The sequence below is a fragment of the Aeromonas salmonicida subsp. salmonicida genome (assembly GCF_001643305.1).
Classification (GTDB): Bacteria; Pseudomonadota; Gammaproteobacteria; order Enterobacterales; family Aeromonadaceae; genus Aeromonas; species Aeromonas salmonicida.
This window is the reverse complement of record NZ_LSGW01000071.1, coordinates 122469-147761: the sequence shown is the minus strand read 5'-3', so window position 1 is coordinate 147761 and position 25293 is coordinate 122469. Positions and strand designations below refer to the sequence as shown.

General features: G+C 62.0%; 23 protein-coding genes. 13 read left to right on the top strand and 10 right to left on the bottom strand.

Annotated elements, in window-relative coordinates; genetic code table 11:
• Window positions 1-231 precede the first annotated feature (231 nt).
• Genes AXW79_RS13740 through AXW79_RS13730 form a run of 3 tightly spaced genes read left to right on the top strand, consistent with a single transcriptional unit; the run spans window position 232 to window position 3219 of the window.
• Window positions 232-1206 carry an HlyD family secretion protein gene (locus AXW79_RS13740; RefSeq protein ID WP_085941510.1) on the top strand — a complete coding sequence of 325 codons (975 nt, stop codon included), beginning with the start codon at window positions 232-234 and terminating at the stop codon, window positions 1204-1206.
• Window positions 1199-2128: an ABC transporter ATP-binding protein gene (locus AXW79_RS13735; RefSeq protein WP_005316129.1), complete on the top strand. Its 930-nt coding sequence runs from the start codon at window positions 1199-1201 to the stop codon at window positions 2126-2128. The genes AXW79_RS13740 and AXW79_RS13735 overlap by 8 nt, the downstream gene beginning before the upstream one ends.
• Window positions 2125-3219: an ABC transporter permease gene (locus AXW79_RS13730; RefSeq protein ID WP_005316125.1), complete on the top strand. Its 1095-nt coding sequence runs from the start codon at window positions 2125-2127 to the stop codon at window positions 3217-3219. Before AXW79_RS13735 ends, AXW79_RS13730 begins: the two co-directional genes overlap by 4 nt.
• Before the next feature lie 43 nt (window positions 3220-3262).
• Here AXW79_RS13730 and AXW79_RS13725 read toward each other — a convergent pair whose 3' ends face one another.
• Window positions 3263-4426 (bottom strand): CinA family nicotinamide mononucleotide deamidase-related protein, encoded by a 1164-nt coding sequence (locus AXW79_RS13725; RefSeq protein WP_005316122.1) that lies wholly within the window; start codon window positions 4424-4426, stop codon window positions 3263-3265.
• 58 nt (window positions 4427-4484) lie between these two features.
• A complete protein-coding gene (locus AXW79_RS13720; protein ID WP_005316119.1) occupies window positions 4485-5723 on the bottom strand; it encodes an HD-GYP domain-containing protein in 1239 nt (412 codons plus the stop codon).
• A 145-nt stretch (window positions 5724-5868) separates the two neighbouring features.
• On the opposite strand from AXW79_RS13720, the gene metA reads away from it, so the two are divergent.
• The gene (gene metA / locus AXW79_RS13715) at window positions 5869-6813 is read left to right on the top strand and encodes a homoserine O-acetyltransferase MetA (protein WP_005316116.1); all 945 of its coding nucleotides are present in this window, start codon (window positions 5869-5871) and stop codon (window positions 6811-6813) included.
• 15 nt (window positions 6814-6828) lie between these two features.
• On the opposite strand, the gene AXW79_RS13710 is transcribed toward metA, so the two are convergent.
• On the bottom strand, window positions 6829-7347 hold the full coding sequence (locus AXW79_RS13710; protein WP_005316113.1) for a cyclin-dependent kinase inhibitor 3 family protein: 519 nt from the start codon (window positions 7345-7347) through the stop codon (window positions 6829-6831).
• Window positions 7348-7505: 158 nt separating this feature from the next.
• Here AXW79_RS13710 and AXW79_RS13705 point away from each other — a divergent pair, with 158 nt between their 5' ends.
• Window positions 7506-7976 carry an Lrp/AsnC family transcriptional regulator gene (locus AXW79_RS13705; RefSeq protein ID WP_005316110.1) on the top strand — a complete coding sequence of 157 codons (471 nt, stop codon included), beginning with the start codon at window positions 7506-7508 and terminating at the stop codon, window positions 7974-7976.
• A gap of 64 nt (window positions 7977-8040) precedes the next feature.
• Here AXW79_RS13705 and AXW79_RS13700 read toward each other — a convergent pair whose 3' ends face one another.
• Window positions 8041-10005, bottom strand: coding sequence for an LTA synthase family protein (locus AXW79_RS13700; protein WP_005316107.1), 1965 nt, complete (start codon window positions 10003-10005; stop codon window positions 8041-8043).
• A gap of 258 nt (window positions 10006-10263) precedes the next feature.
• Here AXW79_RS13700 and AXW79_RS13695 point away from each other — a divergent pair, with 258 nt between their 5' ends.
• From AXW79_RS13695 to AXW79_RS13685, 3 genes are all read left to right on the top strand, one after another.
• Entirely contained in the window at window positions 10264-10521 is a 258-nt protein-coding gene (locus AXW79_RS13695) for a DUF2442 domain-containing protein (protein WP_005316103.1), read from the top strand.
• A gap of 244 nt (window positions 10522-10765) precedes the next feature.
• On the top strand, window positions 10766-12733 hold the full coding sequence (locus AXW79_RS13690) for a TonB-dependent copper receptor (protein WP_005316100.1): 1968 nt from the start codon (window positions 10766-10768) through the stop codon (window positions 12731-12733).
• Between the two features lie 149 nt (window positions 12734-12882).
• A complete protein-coding gene (locus AXW79_RS13685) occupies window positions 12883-14499 on the top strand; it encodes an alpha-amylase family protein (RefSeq protein WP_005316097.1) in 1617 nt (538 codons plus the stop codon).
• A gap of 55 nt (window positions 14500-14554) precedes the next feature.
• Here the strand turns inward: AXW79_RS13685 and AXW79_RS13680 are convergent, their stop codons facing one another.
• Complete coding sequence (locus AXW79_RS13680) at window positions 14555-15091, bottom strand: MgtC/SapB family protein (RefSeq protein WP_005316094.1); 537 nt, start codon at window positions 15089-15091, stop codon at window positions 14555-14557.
• A gap of 24 nt (window positions 15092-15115) precedes the next feature.
• Window positions 15116-16558 carry a RimK family alpha-L-glutamate ligase gene (locus AXW79_RS13675; protein ID WP_005316090.1) on the bottom strand — a complete coding sequence of 481 codons (1443 nt, stop codon included), beginning with the start codon at window positions 16556-16558 and terminating at the stop codon, window positions 15116-15118.
• Between the two features lie 188 nt (window positions 16559-16746).
• Here AXW79_RS13675 and AXW79_RS13670 point away from each other — a divergent pair, with 188 nt between their 5' ends.
• From AXW79_RS13670 to AXW79_RS13660, 3 genes are read left to right on the top strand one after another with little or no spacing between them, the layout of a single operon-like run.
• Entirely contained in the window at window positions 16747-17292 is a 546-nt protein-coding gene (locus AXW79_RS13670; RefSeq protein WP_011899119.1) for a GNAT family N-acetyltransferase, read from the top strand.
• Window positions 17289-17534 (top strand): DUF3624 domain-containing protein, encoded by a 246-nt coding sequence (locus AXW79_RS13665; protein ID WP_005316084.1) that lies wholly within the window; start codon window positions 17289-17291, stop codon window positions 17532-17534. Before AXW79_RS13670 ends, AXW79_RS13665 begins: the two co-directional genes overlap by 4 nt.
• Window positions 17535-17590: 56 nt before the next feature.
• Window positions 17591-18337, top strand: a complete 747-nt coding sequence (locus AXW79_RS13660; protein ID WP_034282173.1) for an SDR family oxidoreductase — start codon at window positions 17591-17593, stop codon at window positions 18335-18337.
• 62 nt (window positions 18338-18399) lie between these two features.
• Here AXW79_RS13660 and AXW79_RS13655 read toward each other — a convergent pair whose 3' ends face one another.
• Window positions 18400-19872 (bottom strand): C69 family dipeptidase, encoded by a 1473-nt coding sequence (locus AXW79_RS13655; protein ID WP_005316077.1) that lies wholly within the window; start codon window positions 19870-19872, stop codon window positions 18400-18402.
• A 474-nt stretch (window positions 19873-20346) separates the two neighbouring features.
• Between AXW79_RS13655 and AXW79_RS13650 the strand changes: the two genes are divergently transcribed.
• Entirely contained in the window at window positions 20347-20799 is a 453-nt protein-coding gene (locus tag AXW79_RS13650) for a hypothetical protein (RefSeq protein WP_005316072.1), read from the top strand.
• A 223-nt stretch (window positions 20800-21022) separates the two neighbouring features.
• Here AXW79_RS13650 and AXW79_RS13645 read toward each other — a convergent pair whose 3' ends face one another.
• On the bottom strand, window positions 21023-21604 hold the full coding sequence (locus AXW79_RS13645; protein WP_005316069.1) for a hypothetical protein: 582 nt from the start codon (window positions 21602-21604) through the stop codon (window positions 21023-21025).
• A gap of 195 nt (window positions 21605-21799) precedes the next feature.
• Here AXW79_RS13645 and AXW79_RS13640 point away from each other — a divergent pair, with 195 nt between their 5' ends.
• Window positions 21800-22975 (top strand): iron-containing alcohol dehydrogenase, encoded by a 1176-nt coding sequence (locus tag AXW79_RS13640; RefSeq protein ID WP_005316066.1) that lies wholly within the window; start codon window positions 21800-21802, stop codon window positions 22973-22975.
• A 308-nt stretch (window positions 22976-23283) separates the two neighbouring features.
• Here AXW79_RS13640 and AXW79_RS13635 read toward each other — a convergent pair whose 3' ends face one another.
• Window positions 23284-23910 (bottom strand): glutathione S-transferase family protein, encoded by a 627-nt coding sequence (locus tag AXW79_RS13635; protein ID WP_005316062.1) that lies wholly within the window; start codon window positions 23908-23910, stop codon window positions 23284-23286.
• Window positions 23911-24020: 110 nt separating this feature from the next.
• Complete coding sequence (locus AXW79_RS13630; RefSeq protein WP_005316060.1) at window positions 24021-25289, bottom strand: O-acetylhomoserine aminocarboxypropyltransferase/cysteine synthase family protein; 1269 nt, start codon at window positions 25287-25289, stop codon at window positions 24021-24023.
• Between the last annotated feature and the right edge of the window lie 4 nt (window positions 25290-25293).

Below are 25293 nucleotides of genomic sequence, written 5' to 3'. Positions count from 1 at the left end.
TCGGCTTTTAATTAAAAACGCGAGCCATCAACATGATGTCGGTCTGCAGTATTCGGGTATTTCTCTTTTTGGGTCAACGCGCTAAGCACAAATGGGTGAGCTGGGACGAGGAAATCAGAGATGACAGCGGGTATGCTGACCACTCAATGAACCGGCTTGTCAGTGAGAGACGTGCCGGCCCTACGCCCCGGAATACCTTGTATCGGGACGAGATTGCAGGTCACGAGAGGAGTGTCGATCTTGCGTCATTGTCTGTTGCCTTTAGGTCTGTTTAGCCTGCTGACTGCCTGCCAGCCACAGGTCTCTACCACGGCGCTCGGTACGCTGGAGCGGGATCGGGTGCTGCTGACCGCCACCGCCAGCGAGATTATCCGGGCCTTGCCGGTGGCCCAGGGGAGCATGGTGGAGGAGGGGACCCTGCTGGCAAGGCTGGACGATCGCCGCCAGCAGGCGGTGCTGGCCCGTGCCCGTGCCGGGGAGGCGCAAGCTCGCGCTGCCCTTGCCCGCATGACCAATGGCGAGCGACCGGAGGACATTGCCGCCGCCCGTGCCAATCTCGACAAGGCCGAGGCCAATGTCAGGGAGAGCGAGCGCAACTTCGTGCGCATCGACCGACTGGTGCGTCAGAAGCTGGTCAGCCCGGCGGATCTCGACAAGGCCCGCGCCCTGCGCGACGGCGCGCTGGCCGAGCAGGATGGGGCTCGCCAGCAGCTCGACAAGTTGGCCCGTGGCGTGCGCAGCGAAGACATTGACGAGGCCGATGCTGCCTTGCAGGCAGCCAGTGCCGAGGTAGCGCTGGCCGAACGGGAGCTGGCGGATCTCTCCATCGTTGCCACTCGCAGTGGCCGGCTCGACAGCCTGCCCTATCATATCGGCGAAAGGGTGTCGGTCGGTGCCGTGCTGGCCGCCATTCAGGCGGATCAGGCGCCCTACGCCCGGGTCTATGTGCCGGAGCCCTCCCTCGCCAGTTACCGCATCGGCCAGCCGGTGCGGGTGGTGGTGGATGGGGTGGCCGAGCCGCTCACTGGCCGGTTGCGCTGGATCTCGAAAGAACCGGCTTTCACTCCCTACTACGCCCTCAACGAACAGGACAGAGCCCGACTCGTCTATCTGGCCGAGATAGACCTGCCCGACGGGGCGCAGGATCTGCCGAGCGGCTTGCCGCTGCAGGCCGATCCCGGCGATGAGAGGCGCGCTCATGAGTGAGCTGGCGATCCGTGCCAAGGGTGTCAGCCGGCGCTTTGGCGATTTTCTGGCGGTGAACGGGCTGGATCTCTGCGTGCCCAGAGGGCAGATCCACGGTTTTCTCGGCCCCAACGGCTGCGGCAAATCCACCACACTGCGCATGCTGACCGGTCTGCTCACTCCTTCGGCGGGAGAAGTGGAGGTGTTGGGTCTGAGCATTCCGAAACAGGCTGAAGCGCTCAGGCGCCGGATCGGCTACATGACCCAGAAGTTCTCCCTCTATGACGAGCTGACGACCTGGGAAAATCTGGAGTTTATGGGGCGCATTCACGGCATGGCTGGCCAGTCGCTGAAGGCGCGCCTGCACGCGTTGCTGGAGACCTATGAACTGACGTCGCTGACGCGGCAGCGGGCCGGTGCCATGAGTGGCGGCCAGAAGCAGCGGCTGGCGCTGGCGGCGGCGGTGATCCACCATCCGGACCTGTTGCTGCTTGACGAACCCACCTCGGCGGTGGATCCGCAGAACCGGCGCGATTTCTGGGAGAAACTGTTCGATCTCAGCGAAGGGGGCACCACCATACTGGTGACCACCCACTACATGGACGAGGCGGAGCGCTGCCATGCGCTGGCCATCATGGAGGCGGGACAGGTGCGGGCCCAGGGATCGCCACAGGCGCTGATGGATGCCATGAGCACCCGGGTGGTCGAGGTGCAGGCCAGCGACTTGCGGCTGCTCAAGCAGCAGTTGCTGCAGCTGGCGCCGGTGCGCTCCGCCGCCCAGCTTGGCCAGCGGTTGCGGGTGCTGGTGGACAAGGAGCTGGCTGAACCGGTTGCCTGGTTGCAGCAGGCCTGTCCGGCCTTGAGCGGGGCTGCCATGGCGCTGGTCAGGCCCAGTCTGGAGGATGTGTTTGTCAGCTGTACCGGTCAGGAGCCAGGGGCATGAACAGTCTGCGACGGCTCTGGGCCATTACCCAGAAAGAGCTCAGGCAGCTGGCGCGGGATAGACTGACCTTTGGCATGGTGGTGATGATACCCCTGATCCAGCTGCTGCTGTTCGGCTACGCCATCAACACGGATGTGCGCCACATACCGGTGGGGCTGGTGGAGATGAGCCAGAGCGTGCCGGGACGGCTGCTGGTGGAGGCGGTGAAGGCGAGCCAGGTGGTGCGCATAGAACGTCATTACGTGGGGGTACAGGAGGCGGAGGCCGCCCTGACTCGGGGCGAGGTGAGGGCCGTGCTGGTGCTACCCCCTGACTTGAGCCGCCGCCTCAGCGCCGGTGAGACGGCAGGACAGTGGCTGGTGGATGGCTCGGATACCATGATAGCCGGGGCCCTGCTCGGCCTTCGCAACATGCCGCTCTCGGATCTGAAACCGGGCCTTGAATCTGCCCCACCCACTTTCGAGACAGTGCTCTACTTCAATCCGGCTAGGCGATCTGCAGTCAACATAGTGCCCGGTTTGCTCGGGGTGATCCTCACCATGACCATGATCATGTTCACCTCGGCGGCCATAGTGCGCGAACGGGAGCGCGGCAATCTGGAACTGCTCATCACTACCCCGGTCAGCTCCATGGAGCTGATGCTTGGCAAGATACTGCCCTATATCGGGGTGGGGCTGGTCCAGGTGGCCATCATACTCGGGCTCGGCCACTTCATCTTTGACGTACCGATCAACGGGGCACTCAGTCAGGTGCTGCTGGCTACCCTGTTATTTATTGCCGCCAGCCTGACTTTGGGGCTGCTCATCTCCACTCTGGCACAGACCCAGTTGCAGGCGATGCAGATGACGGTGTTCATACTGCTGCCATCCATATTGCTGTCGGGCTTCATGTTTCCCTATGAGGGGATGCCGGTGGCGGCCCAGTGGATTGCAGAGGTGCTGCCTGCCACCCACTTCATGAGGCTGATCAGGGGCATAGTGCTGCGGGGCGGGGAGCTGTCGGAGTTGCTGCCGGATGTGCTCTGGCTGGCGGGGTTCACCCTGCTGGTGCTGACCCTGGCCGCCCACAGGTTCAAGAAGAGCCTGGATTGAAGCGTACGCCGATGCCAGATGCGCGGGTCACTGCGTTTGATGCCTAGCTGCTGCGCTGCGTCGTTCTGGGCAGGGTGAGGTAGTCGCCAAGCACGGGCAAGCCTTGCAGGTGGCGGCGCAGCATGTCGAGGGCAGCGAAGGCGAGGATCTTGCGTCGGCTCTCGGGGTCCGGATGATTGACCCTCACCGTCTGGCCGGTCTTCTGCCCATGGGCGCAGAGCAGCAGCGGCACGCCGTCAGCCCCCTCTTGTCCTATGGTCAGATGCAAGCCCACTGTGGTGCCGGGCAGCAATGCCAGATCGCTGGCAAGATGGGGGCTGTAGTGAGCCTCCAGCAGGGGATGATCGTGGCAGAGTGCAAGCAGGGCACCCCGGCTCTCCCCCTCCAGCAGCGTCAGCGGTTTGTCTCCCAGCAGGGTCAGGATCTGCTGCGCGGGTTCGTCATTCCCGCGTCCCACCAGCCAGGGCTGGATGGCTGCGAGCAGTCGCGCCTCGGCGGCCTCCATGTCTGCCCTGGTCGCACCGTGGCCGATGAGTTTCAGCTCGATCAACGGCATGGAGGAGCGATAACCCAGCTCTATGCCTGCCGGCCAGGGCGTCGCATCCAGCATGTCCGAGAGGGCCGATTCCGAGATGCCGAAGCTGTAGAAACGGCGCAGCTCGGTATCGGTCTGTGCGCCAGCCAGCTGTTTGAGGCGCGGCAAGATCTGCTCGCGTACCATCTGCTTGAACTCGAACGGTACGCCCGGGGTGAAGAAGAGCTGACACCGGCCCTGGCCGTTCATCTGACTGACCACGAAACCGCAGGCGGTGCCGACCGGATTGTCCAGGATCTCGCACCCCTGTGGCAGCCAGGCCTGCTTGGCGTTGCTTTGCGCCATGGGGCGGCCCCGACTGGCGTAGCGTGCCTCTATGGTGGCCAGCCACTCAGGGAACAGAGTGAGCGGTTGTCCGAACGCTTCGGCCGCCGCTTGCGCTGTGAGGTCATCGGCGGTGGGGCCCAGACCGCCGCATACCAGCACCACGTCGGTGCGGCTGGCGCTCTCCTGCAGCACGTTTTTCAGGTCGGCGAGGTTGTCCCCCACTGTGGCGCGGCGGTGCACCTGCCAGCCCTGATCCAGCAGCAGGGCGCTGAGCCAGGCGGCATTGGTATCTACCACCAGCCCAGTCACTATCTCGTCTCCGGTGCTGATGATCTCGATACGCATGGGGGCTCCTTGGGCTGGGGAAGTGAACCGGGACGGCCATGATCCATGGCCGTGGCAATCAGGGTTTGGCGTGCTCGAAGTAGTAGCTGATCCGGGTACGCGGATTGAGGTATTCGAACACGGCCGGCGGCAGTCGTTTGGGGTGGATCACCTTGGCAATGGACAGCTCGGCCTGCTGCAGGTCTATTATCGCTGCCTCCTGGCGGGGGATGCGGGGATCGTACACCAGCACAGAGGGGTAGAGCAGGCGGGAGGCATTGACCGACATCACCAGTCCCACCTGACCGTTGGAGAGCTGCACCACGCTGCCTGGCGGGTATATGCCCATCAGCCGGATCAGCATGCTGAGGTATTCAGGGTTGAACTGGGCCTTGCGCTGCTTGTAGAGGCCGCTCAGTGCCGAGTAGGGCACCTTGGCCTGCAGGTGGCAGAGGTTGTCGTACTCGTTGATCAGCGACACCATCTGGGTGAGCGGATCCAGCTGTCCCTTCTTGAGCCCCTCGGGCCCGCTGCCATCCAGATATTCATGGTGATGCAGCACTATCCCCTTCGCCTCGGCGGGGAAATCCTTGGCCAGATTGAGCAGATCCAGGCCGTAGCGTGAATGCTGGGCCATCAGGTTCTGCTCCGGCTTGGTGAGTGGTTCTGTCTTGCGCAGTATCTGGCTCGGGATCTTCAGCTTGCCGATGTCGTGGAACAGGGCACCCATGCCGACCTGACGGATCTGGTCGGCCGACATGTTGCACTCCTTGGCCAGCAGCATGCTGAGCACGCTGACGTTGAGGGAGTGGAAGTAGAGGTTGTTGCCATCTTCGCTGTCGGAGACCAGGTGCAGCACCATCTCATCCACCGCCAGTAGTTGCTCCGTCATGGCGTTGATCAGCTCCTGGGCCTCGCCGATGGCGTTGAGGGGACGGGACTGGATCTTGCTCATGACGCTGCGTACTTGCGCCAGGGATTGCTGGAACTGCTTCTCGCACTGCTGCAAATCACGACGATACTGTTGCAACTGCTCGATGCGCTGCTCTTTATCCCGCTGCATCTCGGCCTGGCGCAGCGAGGTGTCCGGCGCCTCGGCAGGCTGTGCCTGGATCTGGCTCAGTGGCTTGGGCGGCGCATCACTTTTGTCCGGAATGATGGTGACCATCTTGAGCCCGAGCCGACGGATCAACTCTATCTCTTCTTCATTCTTGAGCTTGAAGCTGGAAAACAGGAAGGGGTGTTCGCGCCAACCCAGTGGCAGAGATACGAAATTGCCGACTTGCAGTCGGTCTACGGAAATTTTGATACCTGTCATTGTCTTGGCTGCGAGAGACACACTGAGCCGTATGCTAGTCAAAGGTGGGGGTGAATACAAAAGGTATCTGATGACAGGCTGGGTGGCTTTGTTATAGGCTTCTGGATGTCCAGACATATTTACCGATGCAGTACAGGGAGTAAGCATGCCGATCAAGATCCCGGATCAGTTACCTGCCGCCGAAGTGCTGGGGCAGGAGAACATCTTCGTGATGACGGAATCCAGGGCCGTCACCCAGAACATCCGCCCATTGCGGGTGTTGATCCTCAACCTGATGCCCAAGAAGATTGAAACCGAGATCCAGCTGATGCGGATGCTCTCCAACTCGCCGCTGCAGGTGGACGTGGATTTGCTGCGGATCGACGATCGGGAGTCGAAGAACACGCCTCAGGCCCATCTCGAGAACTTCTATCACGATTTCGAGCAGGTTCGCGGCAACAACTATGACGGCATGATCATCACGGGGGCACCACTCGGGCTGGTGGAGTTCGAGGAGGTGGTCTATTGGCCGCGCATCGTCGAGATCATAGAGTGGTCCCATCAACACGTGACCTCGACCCTGTTCCTCTGCTGGGCCGTACAGGCGGCGCTCAAGGCCCTGTATGGCATGGAGAAGCAGACGCATGGGGAGAAACTGTCCGGTGTCTATCGCCACCATCGCCTCGATGAGAACGAGCCGCTGCTGCGCGGTTTCGACGACGAGTTCGTCGCGCCTCACTCTCGCTATGCGGCCTTCGACGGGGATCTCATCCGTGCCCACACTGACCTGCAGATCTTTGCCGAGTCCGAGGAAGCGGGGGTCTACCTGGCGGCCACCAAGGATTGTCGTCAGGTATTTGTCACCGGCCACCCTGAATACGATGTGCTGACCCTGGATGGAGAGTATCAGCGGGATCTGGCGGCCGGGCTCGACCCCGTCATTCCGGTCAACTACTACCCGAACAATGATCCTGCCCTGCCGCCGCGCGCCAGCTGGCGCAGCCACGGCCATCTGTTGTTTTCCAACTGGCTCAACTACTACGTCTACCAGCTCACCAGCTATCGGGTGGAAGATATCGGCAAGGTGTTTACCTACCAGCAACCCAAGTAGGGCCAGCGGTCAGGGTCAGTCGGCCTGATCCAGCCGCGTGGCCAGGGCATCCAGCCATTGGCGATGCGCCGGCAGGGTGAAGGCCTTGGGCCTGTGGGCCTTGATGGCGGCCATGGCCTCCTGTTGTGGCTGGCCGAGGGAGATCAGCAGGGCGGCCGCAACCAGACCGGTGCGGCCGCTGCCCCCCTGACAGTGGATGACCAGATGCTTGCCATCGTGCAGCAGCGCGGTCAGTTGTGGCAACGCCAGCTGCCAGGCGTGTTCGAAGGCAGCATCGGGGGCCTGATCGTCTTCGATGGGCAGGTGGAACCAGCGCATGCCTTCCTGCTCGACCTGACGACCGAGATGCGCCAGATCCAGCTCTGCCAGCTCGGTGGCGGTCATGAGCGTTACTACCCCGTGGGCACCTGCAAACCTCAGCTGATCCAGTGCCAGTGGCAGCGGTACCTGCTGGGTGCCGGGGCAGGGGGTCAGCAGCAACTGGCCATCGACGCGGGGCACTTCCTGGCTCCAGAAGGGATGAGACGAGTACATAAAGGTCCTTATGAGGCCTGCAAGGGGGAGGGGGCCTGACATGGCCCGGATCCTGAGTGCGCCAAAGCATAGGGGGTGCTGCTTCTATGTCAATCTGCGTTGTGTTCGGCCCGGTTTACGGGCAGAGTCTAAAAAATTGATCGGTTCAAGGAGTTAAGATGAGAAACCTGGATCAACTGGATTTGGATATCCTGGCCCATCTGTTTCGCGATGCGGGCATGACCAACAAGGATCTGGCTGTTCTGGTCGGGGTGGCTCCGTCCACTTGCCTGGAGCGGGTGCGCAAGCTGCAGCAGGACGGGGTGCTCAAGGGGGCACATTGCGAAGTGGATCATCAGGCGCTGGGTGGCCATATCCAGGCCATGGTTTCGCTGCAACTGGCGCGCCACAGCCGCCAGATCATCGATGCCTTCCGCGATGCCATACTGGCGTTGCCCGAGGTGATCAGCCTGTTTCACATGGGTGGCAAGGATGATTTTCTGGTGCATCTGTGCGTCGCCGATACCGAGCACCTGCGCAACTTCGTGTTCGATCACTTCACTTCACGGGAAGAGGTGGTGCACCTCGAAACCTCGCTGGTGTTCGAGCACAGATTCAGCCGCTCCCTGCCCTGTTTCCTCAATATCTGATGGCGTGTCTCGCCCAATATAAAACCCGCCAACTGGCGGGTTTTATATTGTTGCGTTGGCGGGGTCAGTTCAGCACTGTCCGGGTATCCGGCGCCGTCTGGTAGAGCCCTTTCTGGTAGGCCAGACTCCCCCACAGCGCCAGCCCGAGGGCGGCATCCTTCATGGCATCCGGTTGCGGTGCAGGTGTGAGGGTTTCGCTGGCATCCTCATAGATGAAGCCTTGCGCCGGACGCTCCGGTTGCAGGATCACCACATCCTTGCCCCGCATCAGGGCGAAGTTTTTGTCGTACTGCATGATGGCGCGCCCCGGCCAGTCGGCTGGCATGCGGGTCAGATCCTTGCCCAGCATGGGATAGTCGGCGCTTATCCCCATCAGGGAGAGCAGGGTCGGTGCCATGTCGATCTGGCTGACGATGCGCGGGTCCTGCTTCGGGGCTATGCCGTCACCGACGATGACGCCGGGAATGTGGAAGCGGGGGATGGGGACCAGACTGTCACCACCAACTCGACTGTCGTGGTCGGCGATGACCAGAAACAGGGTGTCTTTCCAGTAGTCTGATTGCTTCGCTTTCTTGAAGAACTCGCCGATGGCATAGTCCGCGTACTTGGCGGCGTTGTTGCGGGTCTGCTTGGGTTGTTCGTAGAGATCGATGCGATCGTCCGGGAATTCAAAGGGATCGTGGTTGCTGGAGCTGAACACCAGGCTGAAGAAGGGCTTGCCCTCCTTGTGCAGCGCCTTGAAGGTCTCGTCTGCCTTGGTCATCAGGTCCTCGTCGGAGGCGCCCCAGGAGCCCTCGAATACCGGGTTCTTGAAGTCTTTCTGCTCGACTATGGTGGTGAAGCCGTTGCCGAGGAAGAAGCTGCGCATGTTGTCGAAATGGCTCTCGCCACCATAGATGAAGCTGGTGTTGTAGCCGCGCTGCTTGAGCAGATCCGCGATGGTAAAGAAGTTGGTCTGGCTCTTGCCTAGCTTGACCACGGCCTGGGCCGGGGTCGGCGTGAAACCGGTCAGCACAGCTTCTATGCCGCGCACTGAACGGGTGCCAGTGGCGTAGAGCTGCTCGAATGCCCAACCCTGTTGCGAGAGCGCATCCAGATTGGGGGTGAGTGGCAGGCCGCCGAGGGAGCCGACGAACTGGGCTCCCAGGCTCTCTTGCAACAGGATCACCAGATTCTTGGGTTTGCCGCTATAGCTGGCTTCGTTGAAGGTCTGGCTGGGCAGGGCCGTCGAGCTGAAGTCATGGAGCTCGCGGCCGCTCTCCTGACGAATGAGGTCGAGGATCTGTTGCCGAGGCAACTGGCCATAGAATTGGCTGGCATCCTCTTCGCCCCCCATCTGCTTGATGGCGAAAAACACCGAGTAGGCGGAGTTGACGGTGAGGGCATTGATCAGAGGGTCGCTGGCAAAGGCGACCATGGCCGGATTCAGAGGGCGATGACCCAGACTGGAGCGGGCGCCGAGGAAGCCTATGGCGAGAATGAGCAGGGCGAAGGCCGGGCGCAGATACCAGCGGGGGAAGCTCAGTCCGCGCAGCAGACGACCGCTCAGCCACCAACCTCCTCCCAGGGTCAGCAGGCTGAACAGCACGGCGATCAGCAGTTCACCCTTGCGGCCGGCCCACAGCATGGAGAGCACTTCTTTCGGATAGATGAGGTACTCCACATAGAGGCGGTTGGGCCGCACGCCGTACTCGGTCACGAAAGAGGGAGTGGAGATCTCGAGGAAGAGCATCAGCCAGAGTCCCAGCGTCAGCCAGACCCTGATGAGCTGCAACCATGCCCGGCCGATGGCGTGGGGCCCGGCCAGCAGCATGGTCAGCATGGCGGGGACACCCCATATCCAGCAGAGGGTCGCGATATCGACCCGCAGCCCTTGCAGCAGCATCTCTGGCCAACCTGCGACGGCATCGACCCGTTCCAGTTGCCACACGCCGAGGCCGACTCGGCTGGCGGAGAGAGAGACAAGTGCAATAAATGAAAAAACGGCGATGGGCCAAAACGGTCCCAGCCATTGTTTGATAGTGGTCATTGTTGTTCCTACAAGCCTGTTTGCACCCGTCCTCGGGCACATTGTTTTTATATTGCAGGGTTATGACCTTGTGCTTGGGGAAAGGTTGCATCAGGTGCCGGTAAAAGAGATGTTCTGGCACGATTTATGCCTTTTATGTGACAAGACGCAGGGATTGAAGACAGCATAAATGGCTGGAAAAAGTGTGATCCGTCCTGCAAAGCGGCGCTGGGGGCTTGTTTATAATGGCGCCGAATTTTCTCAATCGGAGCCGAAGGGATGCCGGTCTTTATCGATGTGGAATATTTGCAGGGATGGCGGCTGTTTGTGGTGCTCTCCGACGGCACCACGGGAGCGCTGGATCTGGCCCCTTGGCGTGCACAGCCCCTGTTTGCGGCGCTGGATTCGGAGCGGCGCTGTGCCAGAGTCTTCATCAATCGCCGTCATCAGCTGGAATGGCCCGCTGGCTGCACCCTCTCGGCCCACGAGGTGTATCACCTGATCAAACCCATCAATGAGCGGGAAGCCTTCAACTAACCCTCTTTTTTGTGAGCCATCCCCAGATTCCTGTGACTGGAATATTTGTCCGTTTGCCTTCTCTACCCAATTTGGGTAAAACCTGCGCAACATTTTGCCAACCCTCTCTTGCCGTCGCCTGACAAGGCTTGCCACATCTTGGTCGCAGGCCTTTTTTACGGCCAGACGGCAAACCTTTCCCCTGCAGAAAGGTTTGTTGGTAGAGGTTAAAAAAACAAGATAAACAGATAGATAAGGAAAATTCATGGCTCATTTTATGCGGACCCCTCTCGCCTTGCTGGTGGGCGGCCTCGCCTGCCACGGCGCAGCCGGTCAGGAGCAGGTGCAACGGCTGGAGCCCATGGTGGTGGTTGCCAGCCGCCCGACCAGCACTCTGGAAGTGACCCTGGATCCCAAGAAGCCGGGCTCCCCCATGCCTGCCGCCGATGGCGCCGGTTATCTGAAGAACGTCACCGGCATGAGCATGGTGCGCAAAGGGGGGCTGGGGGGCGATCCCGTGCTGCGGGGGATGGGCATGTCCCGCCTCAACGTGCAGATGGATGGCGGCATGCTGGCCGGTGGCTGTGGCGGTCGCATGGACCCGCCCACCGCCTATGTATTTCCCCAATCTTTCGACCGGATACGGGTGTTGAAAGGGCCGCAATCCCTGGAGCAGGGTGCCACCCTGGCGGGAAGCGTGCTGTTCGAGCGAGACAGACCCGAGTTCAGTGCTCCCGGTGTCAAGGCTGAAGCCTCGGCGCTGTATGGCAGTTCCGGTCGTGACGACCAGATGCTGGATACCACCGTCGGCGCCCCCGAGGGCTATCTGCGCGGCCAGTTCACTCACTCCGACAGCGATGACTACCGCGATGGTCACGGCGACAAGGTGCGCTCCTTCTATCGCCGGGAAAACGGCACGGCCCAGCTGGGCTGGACGCCGGGCGACAACACCCTGCTCGAGCTGACCGCCGAGCGCAGCAACGCCCGCGCCGCCTATGCGGATCGTATGATGGATGGCCCCATGTTCGACCGGGAGTCTTTCGGTCTCAAGTTCAAGCAGGAGGCGATCAGCCAGCAGTGGCGCCGCAGTGAGCTGACGCTGTGGGACAACGACATAGACCACATCATGGACAACTTCAGCCTGCGGCCAAACAGCGGCATCAAGATGCTTTCCAACCCGGATCGTCGCAATACCGGCGGCCGCTGGGCCAACGATATCGCCCTGCCGGCCGACTGGTTGCTGACCGCCGGACTCGATGCCAACCGGGATCAGCACAGGGCCCGCAGCGGTGTGGATTACGCCAGCCAGCCTCGCCAGCGTACTTTGCGATTCGAACAGCAAGGCTGGTTCAGCGAGCTGGGTCGCCAGCAGGGGTACCACAGCTACAAGGGGGGTTATCGTCAGGATCGGGTGGAGACCACCAAATATGGCACCGGCGATCAGACCCTCTATAGCGACAAGCTGGTGCTCGACAGCGGCTTTGGCCGCTACGAATACCAGTGGTCGCCAGCCTGGTCGAGCTATCTGGCCTGGGGCCAGGCCGAGCGGGCACCGGATTACTGGGAGCGCAGCAAGGACAGCGTCCCCTTCACCCTCAACCCCGAGCGCAGCCGCCAGTGGGATGCCGGGCTGGCCCTGCGCAGCCGCGATCTGGATCTGACCCTCTCCCTGTTCAGTGCCGACATCAAGGACTACCTGCTCTATCACAGCAAGTCGAACCAGGTGCGCAACATAGAGGCCCAGACCCGGGGCGGCGAGCTGGAAGGGCGCTGGCAGTTTGCCGAACAGTGGCGCCTCGATGGTGGTCTGGCAGTGGTCTACGGCGAAAACCGGAGCGACAGCAAGCCGCTGGCCCAGATGCCGCCACTCGATGGCAAGCTGGCCCTGGGCTGGCAGCCGGATGAGGACTGGAGCTTTACGCTGCTGGGGCGCGCCGTCGCGGCCCAGAAGAGGGTAGATGTGGGATCTGGCACAGTGGCCGGTCAGGATCAGGGGGAGACACCTGGTTTCTTCACCATGAACCTGAGCGGTGCCTGGCAGGTGAGCGAAGGGTGGCAGTTGTCCGCAGGTATCGACAACCTGTTCGATACCTTCTACTACGAGCACCTTTCCAAGTCGGTACACGCCAGCCAGGCGGGGCTGGGGTATGAGCAGATTGGTCGTATTCCCGAGCCGGGCCGCGCCTTCTGGCTGTCAGTCAACTATCGCTTCGCCTCTGCCGGCGTGCTTTGAACCGGGTGTGTGCCAACTGCCAGTCAGAGAGGCTCTAACCGACTGAAGCGGGTAACGTTTTCAGTCACAGACCCGCAGTGGTGAGCTGGGTATCATGGCTTCAAGGGTGGCGCGCTCTGCGCCAGCACCACCACAGCGGGAAGATAACAATGAAACAAGGACGTTTGCGCTATGGCGGCCTGCTCGGGGCCGCCTTGTTTCTGACGGCGTGCGGCAGCGGGGGCGGTGGCTCCAGCAGCGAGGCTCAGCCACCCGTGGTCAATCCACCGGTGACCTCTGCCAGCCGCGCCTGTTATGGCAATGACCAGGCCGCCTGCAACCTGAGAACCTATCAGGTGATGGTGGAGTCTTTCGTCGATGGCGACAGCGCCGCCAACTACGGCGTCGGTTATGGCCCCTCCGGGCACAACGGCGATCTGCAAGGGATCATCGACAGCCTGGATCACATCAAGAGTCTCAACGTCAACGCCATCTGGCTCACCCCTGTATTTGACTCCTGCGCGGGTCAGGGGGGGGATGACAAGCTGGATGCTACCGGCTACTTCGCCTGTGATTTTTTCACCGTGGATCCCAACTTTGGCAGCAATGCCCAGCTCAAACAGCTGGTGGATGCGGCGCACCAGCGCGGCCTTTACGTCTTCCTCGATGGCGTGTTCGGTCACGTCAACAAGGTGGGAGTGAGCAAGCCGTCGCCAGAGGGGCGCCAGCCTGCGCTCAAGAGCGGGGGGGCCGGTTATCCCGGTCAGCTGGTGGATTACAGCCAACCCGAGAGCCTCGCCTACTTCAAGGAGGTGGCGCGTTACTGGGTCGAACAGTACGGCATCGACGGCTGGCGACTGGATCAGGCCTATCAGCTGGGGCTGGACGAATGGCGTGCCATTCGCGGCGAAGTCGAACAGGCCAGTGCGGCACGCAAGGCGGCGGGCCAACAGTGGGGCACCCTGGGCTACATGGTGGGTGAGGTATGGAAGAGTGCTGACGAGATCCGGGCCCAGGCCTATGGCCCGAGCGACAAGCCGGCGCTCTCCTCGGCATTCGACTTCCCGCTGCGCTACGGCATAGTACAGGCGCTGGCGGTGGAGGAGTCCGGCAAGGGCGGGCAGGGGGCCAGCGTGCTGGATGCCAGCTGGAACAAGGTGGAGAGCTATCCGGACCACGCCATGCCCAATCTGATGCTGGGCAACCACGATTTGGTACGCTTCGGTGACCTGCTGGAGCGGGGAAATTTCAATCCGGCTGACTACTGGCAGCGCCACAAGGCGGCCTTCAGCTTCCTCGCGGCTCGCTCAGGCCCCATCACCTTCTATTACGGCGAGGAGTTTGGCGACGAGGTGCCTGGCTTTGCCAAGCAGGTGAGTGGCGACTGTGTGGCGCAGGGACTCTGTGACGATCACGTGGCCCGCAGCGATGGCAAGGTGCCCGGTGTCACCGGTTTCGTGCCGAGCAGCGATCAGGCCGAGCTCAAGCAGTGGCTCAGCCAGTTGCTGGCGATGCGCGCCACGCATCCCGCCCTCTATCAGGGGGAGCGAGTCAAGCTGGTGGCCGATGGCAGCGTTTATGGCGACATCAAACAGACGGCGGCAGAGCAGATTGTCTACCTGCTCAACGTCTCCACCACGCCTCAAAGCTATGCCCTGCCGGTCGGCAAACTGCGCAGTGGCAGTGCCCTGGTGGATCTGCAAAGCGGCGAGAGTCTGGCTCTGGGTGGCAGCAGCGTGACGGTGGACTTGCCACCGCTGAGCGGTCGCTTCCTGCTGTTGCAATAAGGCTGGCGAGTAACAACAAGGGCTCCAGTTTGGAGCCCTTGTTCATTGTGGTGGGTTACTTCTCGATACCGCTGCCAAGCTCGTCCTGATGGGTATTGGCGGCAGGCGCATGGCTATTGCCGTGGCGCCAGCTCTCCAGCCGGTTGTGCACCCCGCGGCGCAGACTCTTGAAGCTGGTCTCGAGATAATCCACCCCCACCAGAATGGCCAGGGTGACGCCGGTGAGCAACACGGCCTGGTGCAGCATCTCCATGCCGATGAGGGCGCCGAGTGCCGCCAGCATCCAGACCGTCGCAGCCGAGGTGACGCCCAGTACCTGACCATCCCGGGTCATCATGACGCCGGCGCCAAGAAAGCCGATCCCCGTGATGAGTTGACCCAGCACCCGTGCCTGATCGGCCCCCTGGGGGCTGACGGCGGCACCGATGGCGAGAAAGCAGTAAGTGCCGAGAATGATGAGCGAAGAGGTGCGGATCCCGACCGGCTTGCCGCGCAGTTGCCGCTCCAGCCCCACCAGGGTGCCGCATACCAGGCAGGCCAGGATGTTCTCCCAGCCAAGGGGCGCTATGTCCCACCAATCCGCTGTCATCATAATCACCTCTGCTGTCGATGCTTGTTATCCTGCCGCGCTTTGCCCCCGGTTTTCCAGCCGTTGCCGGAAGGCCCTGGCCAGGCGCTCGTAGAGGTCCTTTGCCTCTCTGTCCTCAATATCGCCACGTATCCAGGGATTGTCGATGATTTCCAGCAGCACGCAGTCGCGCCCCTGCTGGCGCAGGTCGACCCCGAACAGGCCGTTACCGAGCTGATGCACGGCGCGGCGGGCCGTTTGCAGCACTCGCTCCGGTACCTCGGTGAGCGGCAGTGCCTCGATCCTGCTCATGTCGAGGGGGTGTTTGCGGCGGCGGATGCGGTTGCCGGGTTCGGGGCGGTAGCGGCGACAGGCGAACAGCGGCGAGCCGTCGAGAAAGCCGATGCGCCAGTCAAATTCGGCAGGGATCCGGCTCTGCACCAGCAGCAGGGCGGAGCGACCCAGTCCCTCGTCCAACAGGCGGGCGAGCTGCTGTTCATCGCTGGCCATGGCGAGATCCCGCCCCTGGGCACCGTCGGGCACTTTTACCATCAGCGGCAGGCCGAGCCGCTGTACCAGCTCGTCCACCTGGTGGCGACCACGGCGGGTGACCACCATGGTGGGCGGCATGGGCACGCCGCTGCGCACCATCAGCTCGTAGAGATAGAGCTTGTTGCTGCAGGCTAGGATGGCGCGGGAGCTGTCGATCACCGGCATCTTGAGCTGCTCGGCGCGGCGGGCAAATTCGAAGGTGTAGTGGCCGACGGCGGTTTCTGCCCGCAGCCAGAGGGTGTCGAACTCCGGCAGCCGCTCTATGGCGGAGGGGGCAAGTATCTCGGCCTGGATCCCCTGTGCAGCGGCCGCCTTGATGAAGCGGTCGAGGGCCAGGGCATCGCTGCTGGCGCGGCCATCATCGGGATCCACCAGGATGGCGAGCTGGTAGAGCGGCGCCGCATGCTCCCCATCCCCGGCGCCAACCAGCGCCTGGGCATGGTGCAGCATCAGCGCCTTCTCGCTCTGGCTCAGATCCAGCGGAGACAGGCTTTGTTGCTGGCGCACCGACCAGCCGTGCCGACCACGTTTGAGGGTCAGCTCCTGCAGCGGCAACTGGCTCAGGCCGTAGTAGTAGCGAGCCAGCCCCGCCAGCTCGCTCTGTTCGCTCTGACCGAAGATGGCGCGCACCCGAATGCGATCCTCGCTCTGCTGGGCCAGCCAGCCCTGCACCTTGCGCCACAGCTTGGCCGGTGGCTGCTGGGGTTGCAACACGCTGATGGCTTGCAATCCCGGCAGACAGTGATGGCCCCGGGCCTGCGCCAGCAGGGAGCAGTAGTAGCCCGCGCTCAGGTGCTCCAGATCGCGGCAGAGGTTGATGATGCGGGGTCTGCCGCCCGTGGTCGGCACACCGTGTTGCAGGTAGGTGCGGGCAGTCAGCAGATAATCGGCATGGCAAGGCCAGTCGCCCAGCTCTTCGACGATGACATAGGTACTCATAGTTCTTCGGCTCCACAGATCAGACTGCCTTGAATGGCAGTATCCCCAGTGGGCTTCGATGCACCGACAAGCACGACAATGGCGCGAGGGGAAACAAGAGGTTACAGTGCCTAATATTCTGCTTTGGTAACTTGTGATACAAGTCGCATTTCTGGTGCTGAAGATAAATAACCGAACAAGGACTCCCTGTGTTGACCGTGCGCGCGGCCCGAACCGATGATTTGGGCGCCATCGTTAAGCTGGAACGCTACTGCTTTCCCCCCGAAGTCGCCTTTGGCCGCAGCCGCTGGCACTATCTGCTCACCCACGCCAAAGGGCGCACCCTGCTGCTGCTGGATGAGACGTCGCAGCTGATGGGGTATCTCAGCCTGCTGGAGCACAGAGGGTGGGATCGGCTGGTGATCCAGACCCTCGCCATCCGCTGGACCATTCGTCGTCAGGGCTGGGCCCGCCGTCTGCTAGAGCAGGTGATCCGGGAGGGGCGCGAAGCTGGCTGGGGGGCAGTGCGCCTCGAGGTGGGCGATGCCAATGAAGAGGCGCTTGCCCTCTATCAGGCGCTGGGATTCAAGGCGCAGCAGAGGTTGCCGGATTACTATGGCCGAGACCAGCATGCTCACCGGCTGGTGTTGTCACTCATTGGTGACGAGGAGCGTCAGCTGCGCGGTCTGGCCCGCAAGCACCGCATAGGCGGTAAAGCAGCCTTGCAACACGGCAAGGCGGGCTGCTCAGGATGAGTTGTGAAGACTGCCTTGCCACCGCCATCAAGGCCAAGCTGGGGCGCTGCCCTGTCTGCGCCATCCAGACGTTTGTCATCGGCCTGATCGGCTGGCTGGTGTGGTGGTGGTTTGGTGCCGACACCTCAGTCAATGCCCTCACTGGTCTGCTGTTCGCGCTGGGAGGCTCAGGCCTGCTCCTGCTCCATCTGGTGGTATTTGTCTGGCGAAAGGTGACCGGGCGTGAATTGAGCGATGAATGAATCTGAGTGGATTCAAACACATAAATAACAATATCGGTGTAGATATGGAGGTTCAGATGATTGCAATGGTAACGGGTGCTTCGTCCGGCTTTGGGGAGGCCATCAGCCGCCAGCTGGTGCAGGCGGGCTACAAGGTGATCGGCACCGGTCGTCGCGCCGAGCGGCTGGCTGCGTTGGCTGACGAGCTGGGCGAGCAGTTCCTGCCGCTGGTATTCGACGTGCAGGACAAGACGGCGACTCAAGCCGCCATCGCTGGCCTGCCGGCTGCCTGGCAAGAAGTGGATCTGCTGGTCAACAACGCCGGTCTGGCCCTGGGGCTGGAACCCGCCCACAAGGCGGACCTCGAAGACTGGGAGCAGATGATAGCCACCAACATCAGCGGTTTGACTCTGCTCACCCGATTGCTGCTGCCGGGCATGGTGGCGCGCAATCGTGGCCACGTGGTCAACATAGGCTCCATCGCAGGCACCTACCCCTATCCGGGCGGCAACGTCTACGGCGCCACCAAGGCATTCGTGAAACAGTTCAGCCTCAACCTGCGCGCCGACCTGGCGGGCACCGCCATCCGTGTCACCAATGTGGAGCCTGGTCTGTGTGGCGGCACCGAGTTCTCCAACGTGCGCTTCCACGGTGACGACGCCAAGGCCGCGACCGTCTATCAGGGGGTGCAGGCCATTCAGCCGGAAGACATCGCCAACACAGTGCTCTGGGTCAGCCAGCAGCCGGCCCATGTCAACATCAACAGCATAGAGATGATGCCGGTGGCCCAGACCTTCGGTCCGCTCCAGATCAGTCGCCGCTGAGCTTCCCGTTTGGCGAAACAAGAAGAGGCACCCAAGGGTGCCTCTTTGCTTTGAAGAGCCGGTCAGAGGCTCATGATCTTCTTGAACTCCTCCTCTGAATACTTCTTCTCCGTGCTCTTGGTGAGATCCGTCATCAGCTTGTAGCGCAACTCTTTGGCCATCTGGTAGGTCTGCTCCAGCTGGCCGTAGGAGTAGTCGGCGGCCAGCCCGAGCGCGGTGGCCTTGTCGTTGGCATAGGTCTGCTTGAGGGTCTTGTCGAGCACCGCCACTTCCTTGTAGAGCTTGGCGCTCTCCTTGCTCCAGACGCCCCGCAGCAGCGGCAGATATTTGTCCGGATTGGTGTTGGCCAGCGCTGTCAGGCTGCGGAACTGCCAGTAGGCGGAGTCATCGGAGTAGCTGTCGCTGCCGATGCGATAGGGTAGAGGGTAGGATTCCAGCGGGCTGTAGAGCGGCACCATCACCGACTCGGCCAGCACGCCGTAGCTCTGCCAGATGAGCCCCTGCAGCTCCTTGGGCATCTCCTTGCGCAGCTGGATCACGTGGGATTCGAGCTGACGATCGATGCGGATCGGTCGCTCCGCCTTGCCAGCGAGCGGCGTGCCCTCATAGGTGGCGCTCAGCACCTTGGCCACGTCCGGCACGGCGATAGGGGCATCCGGCTTCATGAACAGCGGATATTGCGCCTGCCGGGTGGCTTGCTGGTGGGAGGCGGTCAGCATTTTTTGGCCGAGCCACTCCCGATCCACGTTGTAGGGATCGGCAATCACCCCGAATGCCTTGGCGAAGTTGAAGTCCTTGGGGTCGGCGTTATCCAGCAGCTTGTGCTCGCGCACGAACTCCAGCAGCTTGGGCGAGTGCAGCACATCGGCGCTGTCTAGATTGACGCCGTGGATGCGCAGGCCGTTGGCCACCATGGCGTAGCTGTCGTCCGGCACCCGTACCGCGATCCAGTGGTGGCCGGAGCCTATCTCCATCAGCCAGGCCTCGTTCACATCCGCCAGATAGAGGCTGTTGCCCTCACCGGCGCCATATTGCTCCACATAGCGGCCAAGCAGCGCGACGCCTTCTTTGGCGCTCCTGGCCTGTGGCAGGATCAGGGTGGGGATGATGGCTTCAATCACTCCCTTCTCGATCAGCGGATCGGCTTTTTGGGCCTTGTCGTTGACTTCGGCACTGGTGGTGGCCGAGAGGGCGACGTTGAACTCATTGATGCCGCGCTCTTCATAATATTTACCCGCGGGGTCGCTGATGGTGGCGTCCCAGTCACGAATGGCGGAGTAGGCGAGGAAGGCCTTGGGCATGGGCACTTCCAGCCCGTTGCCGAGCTTCCAGACCTTGCCCTCGTTCTGCTGGGCGGGTCGGAAGGCCAAATACTTGTTCCAGTTGTTGACGCCAAAATCCTCGTTTCTGGCGATCATCACGCTGCCGTCGGCACTGGCGCCCTTGCCGACGATGAGGCCGGTACAGGCGTCGGCACTGGTGCCAAGCAGGGTGAGCAGGGTGGCGGAGAGGAGACTCAAGGTGTGTTTTTTCATGGCATTGCCCGAAGCGTAACTGTGAGTGAAAGTCAGGCGGTGGGATGGGATGCGCGCTGCCGCAGGCCGACTGCGGCATGTGAAGTATGCCGGTGGATTGGTCTGCCGATCATTGATGTCGCAAACATTTCATCCATAACACTGCTTGCTGGTTCTATCGTGCGCCAAAATTGTAGACTTCTGCAGTTGTTTGTTTTGTGATCTACGCGCTAATCCTTGGCTTTCTCTGGCAGAGGCGTTCGAGTGTAGAGAGATGTGCCGCAATATCATGACGGGGCGGCGCAGGAGTCATGATTCTGACGCCCGGCTTGCTGCGAGCAATGGGCGTGGCGCCAGCCTGAGTGCGGGATTTGGCCCCATCTGGAAAGTTGGCCTGTAACTTGCTGGTTTAATTGACAATGGTGGGGCTTGGCGCCCCATGTTATCGAATCAGCCAAAGCGTCATGCCGGATCGGCATACAGATTGGAGTCCCCATGGATATCAAACCCTACAGCCAGCAACTTGCCCAGAGTGCGTCCAACTCCCGCGCCCTCGCCACCCTCAGCGGTGCCGACAGTGGTCAGGGTGGCGGCTGGGAGGAGTTGGTCAACCTCTCCTCCCAGCGACTGACCAGCAAGGCGCAGCAGGCGCTTACCTATGAGCATCTGGCCAAGAACAGCAAGCTGCCGCCCGCGCTGGACATGAACTCGGACAAGGGTGGCATGATGCAGCAGCTGGTGGACAAGGCGCTTGGGTTTGATCGCAAGAAGTTCAACGAGATAGAGGAGAAGCTCAAGGCGATCGCCGACAACAAGCAACTCTCTGCCGAAGAGCGCGAGCAGCAGAGCAAGGCCTTGAACGAGCAGAAGGAGACCATGCTGCAAGATGCCATGGATCGCCTCACCGGCAAGAAGAGCGAGCCAAAGGAAGAGACCAAGACTACCTGAGTGATTGCCTGCACGACTCGAACGGCAATCTGTGGTCATCGGGGGCAAGGTGTTGCCTCGGGTAATGACGCCGCCTTTCCCATGTGGAAGGAATGATGACATCACAATGAGAAAGGGAGGGGTGATGTCCCTCCCTTTTTGACAGGCTCTTGGGGCTGCTGCCTTCCCGGCCCCGTTTCTGCTCCGGCGCTATGTCTTCTCAGGCGCTATTTCTTCTCGGGTACTATTTTTTCTCGGGCACAATGCCGATACCCACCGCCTGGGTCTGGACAGCCTTGATCTGATCCCCTTTGGCGATCAGGGCAAATTGCGTCGGGTTATGCACCTTGACCACCAGGGTGTGATCCACCCCTTTGACCGTGACCGTCTGCTGCGCCTTGTCGACGTCGATGACGTCCCCATACAGTGTGACCTTGACCCCCACCCCGGCCCCCGGCTTCTGGCCAGCGGCGGCCTTGTCCGCATCTACCTCGACGACGCGCTGTCTGACGCCAGCCGTGCCCTTGAGCAGTTCCAGATCCAGCATCTGCAGGTATTTCAGTACCACCGTATCGCCAACCTTGAGGTTTTGCAGGTTGGTAACCTGTTCACCGGCGACTATGTCGAACGCTTCACCGGCGTCATTTTTCAGGCTGACCTTGCGGCTCGCCATGTCGATGGCAGTCACCGTCGCCTGGGCAGTCACGGCTTCGACCAGACTGGCCTTGCCCGGGGCGGTCGCGACTTCGGTGACCACCTCGGCGGCTTGCACCAGGCAGGTCGAGAGGGAGAGCAGACCGGCAATCCATGCATGCTTCAATTTCATGTTTCAGACCTTATGACGGGAAATGAGGATGAAAGGAGGTGGGCTGCAGGCCCGGATGGCACATGGCACCGCCTTCCTGACAGACCATAGCAGAGCCGCGCCTGACCAACCCGCTGGACTCGAACGCAATGCGTGTTTTGATAGCCGGCTCCCGTTTTTTGACCTGCCGGAGCCACGGGCGCACAATCCCCTTGCATGCATTCAACCGAGGGCTTTGCCGTGTACAACTTCCAATATGCCAATCCTACCCGGGTCTGTTTTGGTGACGGCCAGATCGCCAGCCTGCCCGACCTGATCCCGGCAGGCAGTCGCCTGCTGGTGCTCTACGGCGGTGGCAGCATCAAGAAAAACGGCGTCTATGACCAGTTAACCCAGGCGTTGGCGGGGAGGGATTGGCAGGAGTTTCCCGGCATAGGGGCCAACCCCCAGTACGATCAGCTGATGGAGGCGGTGACGCTGGTCAAGCGCGAGCGCATCGACTTCCTGCTGGCGGTCGGCGGCGGATCCGTGGTGGATGGCACCAAGTTCGTGGCCGCGGCGGCCTGCTTCGAGGGGGGGGATCCCTGGGAGATACTGCTGCACAAGGCGCCCGTCAAGGCGGCCCTGCCGCTGGGTTGCGTGCTGACCCTGCCCGCCACCGGCTCGGAGAGCAATCCCGCCGCAGTGGTTAGCCGGGGGGAGGCCAAGCTCTCCTTCATGAATCCGCTGGTGCAACCTGTGTTTGCCGTGCTCGATCCCACCACCACCTACAGCCTGCCCACCCGCCAGATCGGCAATGGGGTGGTGGATGCCTTCGTCCACATCATTGAGCAGTACCTCACCTTCCCTGTGGGGGGCGAGGTGCAGGACAGGCTGGCGGAAGGCTTGCTGCAGGTGCTGGTGGATAACGGCCCCAAAGCCCTGGTGGATCCCACCCATTATCAGGTGCGCGCCAACCTGATGTGGGCCGCCAGCCTGGCGCTCAATGGTCTCATCGGCCGCGGCGTACCGCAGGACTGGTCCACCCACGCCATCGGCCACCAGCTCACCGCGCTGCACGGGCTGGATCATGCCCAGAGTCTGGCTGTGGTGCTGCCCTCCCTGCTGCGTGAGCAGGCGGCCCAGAAGCAGGAGAAGCTGGCCCAGTTCGCCGAACGGGTCTGGCATTCGAGCCGGGAGGACAAGGCGCTGCGCATCGAGGAGGCGATTATCCGCACCGAGCAGTTCTTCCAGCAGATGGGGGTGGGCACCCGTCTCGCCGACTACGGTCTAAGCGAGAGCTGCATCCCTGGCATCTGCTCCAACCTCAAGCGTTTCGGCCTGGCGGCGCTCGGGGAGCAGCAGGACATAGATCCGGACAAGGTCGCCAGGATCCTGTCACATGCCCTTTAAGTCTGGGGTTCCAGCTCCGGGTGAAGGATAGATCCGGGCAATATAGTCGCCAGGATCCTGTCACATGCCCTTTAAGTCTGGGGTTCCAGCTCCGGGTGAAGGATAGATCCGGGCAATATAGTCGCCAGGATCCTGTCACACGCTCTTTAAGTCTGGGGTGCCAGCTTCGGGCGAAGGAGAGATCCGTGCAATATAGTAGCGAGGATCCTTTCCCACGCGCTCTGAGCATTTGGCTGACGAGCTGAAAAGAAAACGCCCCGATTGTCGGGGCGTTTTGCATTCCGGGGTGAGGCGCTGAAGGCAGAGGGTCAGGCGCCCAGATCCAGCTCGCGCTCCAGCACAGCTGCTTTTTGGCGGGCTGGATGGGTATTGAGGCGTTCCCAGTAGGTTTGCAGGTGCGGGAAGTGTGTCAGCTGGCCGCCCTGGGCCAGCAGATCCACCAGGAAGGAGTTCATGATGTCGGCGCCGGAGAGACGGTCCCCCACCAGATAGTGGCGGCTTGCCAGCACCTGGTTCAGATAACCCAGCACCTTGGCGCACTCCGCTTTGGCGTAGTCCGGCAGGAAGCGCATCGGGCTGCCATCCTTGCGCACGAACATGTCGAGCAGCAGCGGCAGTATGCCGGAGCTCTCGGCAAAGTGGATCCACTGCAGGTATTCGGGGTAGTCGGGGCTATCCTGAGCTGGCGCCAGCCGCTCGGGGGCGTGGCGGGTAATCAGGTACTCTGTGATGGCGCCGGATTCCGCCAGCACGCGTCCTTCCAGCTCGATGACAGGCGACTTGCCGAGGGGGTGGATGGCTTTCAGCTCGGGCGGCGCCAGAAAGGTGGTGGCGTCGCGCTGGTAGGCCTTGATCTGGTAGGGCAAGCCAAGCTCTTCGAGCAGCCAGATGATGCGTTGGGAGCGGGATTTGTTCAGGTGGTGCAGGATTATCATTGGAACCTCGATTCGGTGGCAGGAGTCGGTATACGCGTCGGCGAGGTGACTGGTTCACCGGCATGGAGAAATCAAGAGAGCGGGCAGTGCCCGCTCTCTCGTTGGCTGACTCAGGCCTCCAGCGCCTGATCCAGATCCGCCAATATGTCCTCGATCGCTTCTATCCCCACCGACAAGCGGATCATCTCCGGCTTGACCCCGGCCCTGACCTGTTCCTCCTCGCTCAACTGGCGATGGGTGGTGGAGGCGGGGTGGCAGGCCAGCGACTTGGCGTCGCCGATATTGACCAGCCGCTTGAAGATCTTGAGGGCATCGTAGAAGCGCACCCCCGCCTCATAGCCCTCCTTCAGGCCAAACGAGAGGATGGCCGACGGCCGGCCCCCCATGTACTTCTCCGCCAGCAGATAGTGGGGATGTCCCGGCAGACCGGCGTAGCTGACCCAGGCTACTTTCGGGTGATGCTTGAGGTGGTGGGCGACCTGAAGGGCGTTGTCCACGTGGCGCTCCATGCGCAGGCTCAGGGTCTCCAGCCCCTGCAGCAGCAGGAAGGCGTTCATGGGGGCCAGCGCCGCGCCGGTATTGCGCAAGGGCACTGTGCGAACCCGGCCGATAAAGGCGGCGGGGCCGAAGGCTTGTGTGTAGACCACACCGTGGTAGGAGGGCTCGGGCTGGGTGAGCTGGGGGAAGCGTTCGGCGTTATCCGCCCAGGGGAACTTGCCCGAGTCGACGATGACGCCGCCCAGCGAGTTGCCGTGACCGCCGACATATTTGGTCAGGCTGTGCACCACGATATCGGCGCCGTGTTCTATGGGTTTGCACAGCACCGGCGTGGCGACCGTGTTGTCGACGATGAGCGGCACGCCACGGGCGTGGGCCACCTTGGCGAAGGCGGCCAGATCGACGATGTTGCCTGCCGGGTTGCCTATGCTCTCGCAATAGACTGCCTTGGTCTTGTCGTCGATGAGGGCGGCGATGGCCTCGGCGCTGTCATCACTGGCGAAGCGCACTTCAACCCCGAAGCTCGGCAGCATGTGGGCGAACAGTGTGTAGGTGCCGCCATAGAGCTGGGGCGTAGAGACTATGTTGTCGCCGGCGGCGGTCAGCGCCTGGATGGCGTAAGTGATGGCGGCGGAACCTGCCGAGACCACCAGCCCGGCGATGCCCCCTTCCAGCGCGGCCATCCGCTGTTCCAGCACATCGTTGGTGGGATTCATGATACGGGTATAGATGTTGCCCGGCACCGCCAGATTGAACAGATCCGCCCCGTGCTGGGCGCTGCCGAACTCGTAGGCCACCGTCTGGTAGATGGGCACGGCGACCGCCTTGGTAGTGGGATCGCTGGAAAAGCCGTGGTGCAGGGCCAGGGTCGCATCTTTCATCACA

Bases quoted from the DNA above. Each gene is read 5' to 3' on its own strand.
- AXW79_RS13735 (WP_005316129.1), top strand. From the start codon at position 1,199: ATGAGTGAGCTGGCGATCCGTGCCAAGGGTGTCAGCCGGCGCTTTGGC.
- AXW79_RS13730 (WP_005316125.1), top strand. From the start codon at position 2,125: ATGAACAGTCTGCGACGGCTCTGGGCCATTACCCAGAAAGAGCTCAGG.
- AXW79_RS13725 (WP_005316122.1), bottom strand. From the start codon at position 4,426: ATGCGTATCGAGATCATCAGCACCGGAGACGAGATAGTGACTGGGCTG.
- AXW79_RS13720 (WP_005316119.1), bottom strand. From the start codon at position 5,723: ATGACAGGTATCAAAATTTCCGTAGACCGACTGCAAGTCGGCAATTTC.
- metA (WP_005316116.1), top strand. From the start codon at position 5,869: ATGCCGATCAAGATCCCGGATCAGTTACCTGCCGCCGAAGTGCTGGGG.
- AXW79_RS13710 (WP_005316113.1), bottom strand. From the start codon at position 7,347: ATGTACTCGTCTCATCCCTTCTGGAGCCAGGAAGTGCCCCGCGTCGAT.
- AXW79_RS13705 (WP_005316110.1), top strand. From the start codon at position 7,506: ATGAGAAACCTGGATCAACTGGATTTGGATATCCTGGCCCATCTGTTT.
- AXW79_RS13700 (WP_005316107.1), bottom strand. From the start codon at position 10,005: ATGACCACTATCAAACAATGGCTGGGACCGTTTTGGCCCATCGCCGTT.
- AXW79_RS13695 (WP_005316103.1), top strand. From the start codon at position 10,264: ATGCCGGTCTTTATCGATGTGGAATATTTGCAGGGATGGCGGCTGTTT.
- AXW79_RS13690 (WP_005316100.1), top strand. From the start codon at position 10,766: ATGGCTCATTTTATGCGGACCCCTCTCGCCTTGCTGGTGGGCGGCCTC.
- AXW79_RS13685 (WP_005316097.1), top strand. From the start codon at position 12,883: ATGAAACAAGGACGTTTGCGCTATGGCGGCCTGCTCGGGGCCGCCTTG.
- AXW79_RS13680 (WP_005316094.1), bottom strand. From the start codon at position 15,091: ATGATGACAGCGGATTGGTGGGACATAGCGCCCCTTGGCTGGGAGAAC.
- AXW79_RS13675 (WP_005316090.1), bottom strand. From the start codon at position 16,558: ATGAGTACCTATGTCATCGTCGAAGAGCTGGGCGACTGGCCTTGCCAT.
- AXW79_RS13665 (WP_005316084.1), top strand. From the start codon at position 17,289: ATGAGTTGTGAAGACTGCCTTGCCACCGCCATCAAGGCCAAGCTGGGG.
- AXW79_RS13660 (WP_034282173.1), top strand. From the start codon at position 17,591: ATGATTGCAATGGTAACGGGTGCTTCGTCCGGCTTTGGGGAGGCCATC.
- AXW79_RS13655 (WP_005316077.1), bottom strand. From the start codon at position 19,872: ATGAAAAAACACACCTTGAGTCTCCTCTCCGCCACCCTGCTCACCCTG.
- AXW79_RS13650 (WP_005316072.1), top strand. From the start codon at position 20,347: ATGGATATCAAACCCTACAGCCAGCAACTTGCCCAGAGTGCGTCCAAC.
- AXW79_RS13645 (WP_005316069.1), bottom strand. From the start codon at position 21,604: ATGAAATTGAAGCATGCATGGATTGCCGGTCTGCTCTCCCTCTCGACC.
- AXW79_RS13640 (WP_005316066.1), top strand. From the start codon at position 21,800: ATGCATTCAACCGAGGGCTTTGCCGTGTACAACTTCCAATATGCCAAT.
- AXW79_RS13635 (WP_005316062.1), bottom strand. From the start codon at position 23,910: ATGATAATCCTGCACCACCTGAACAAATCCCGCTCCCAACGCATCATC.
- AXW79_RS13630 (WP_005316060.1), bottom strand. From the start codon at position 25,289: ATGAAAGATGCGACCCTGGCCCTGCACCACGGCTTTTCCAGCGATCCC.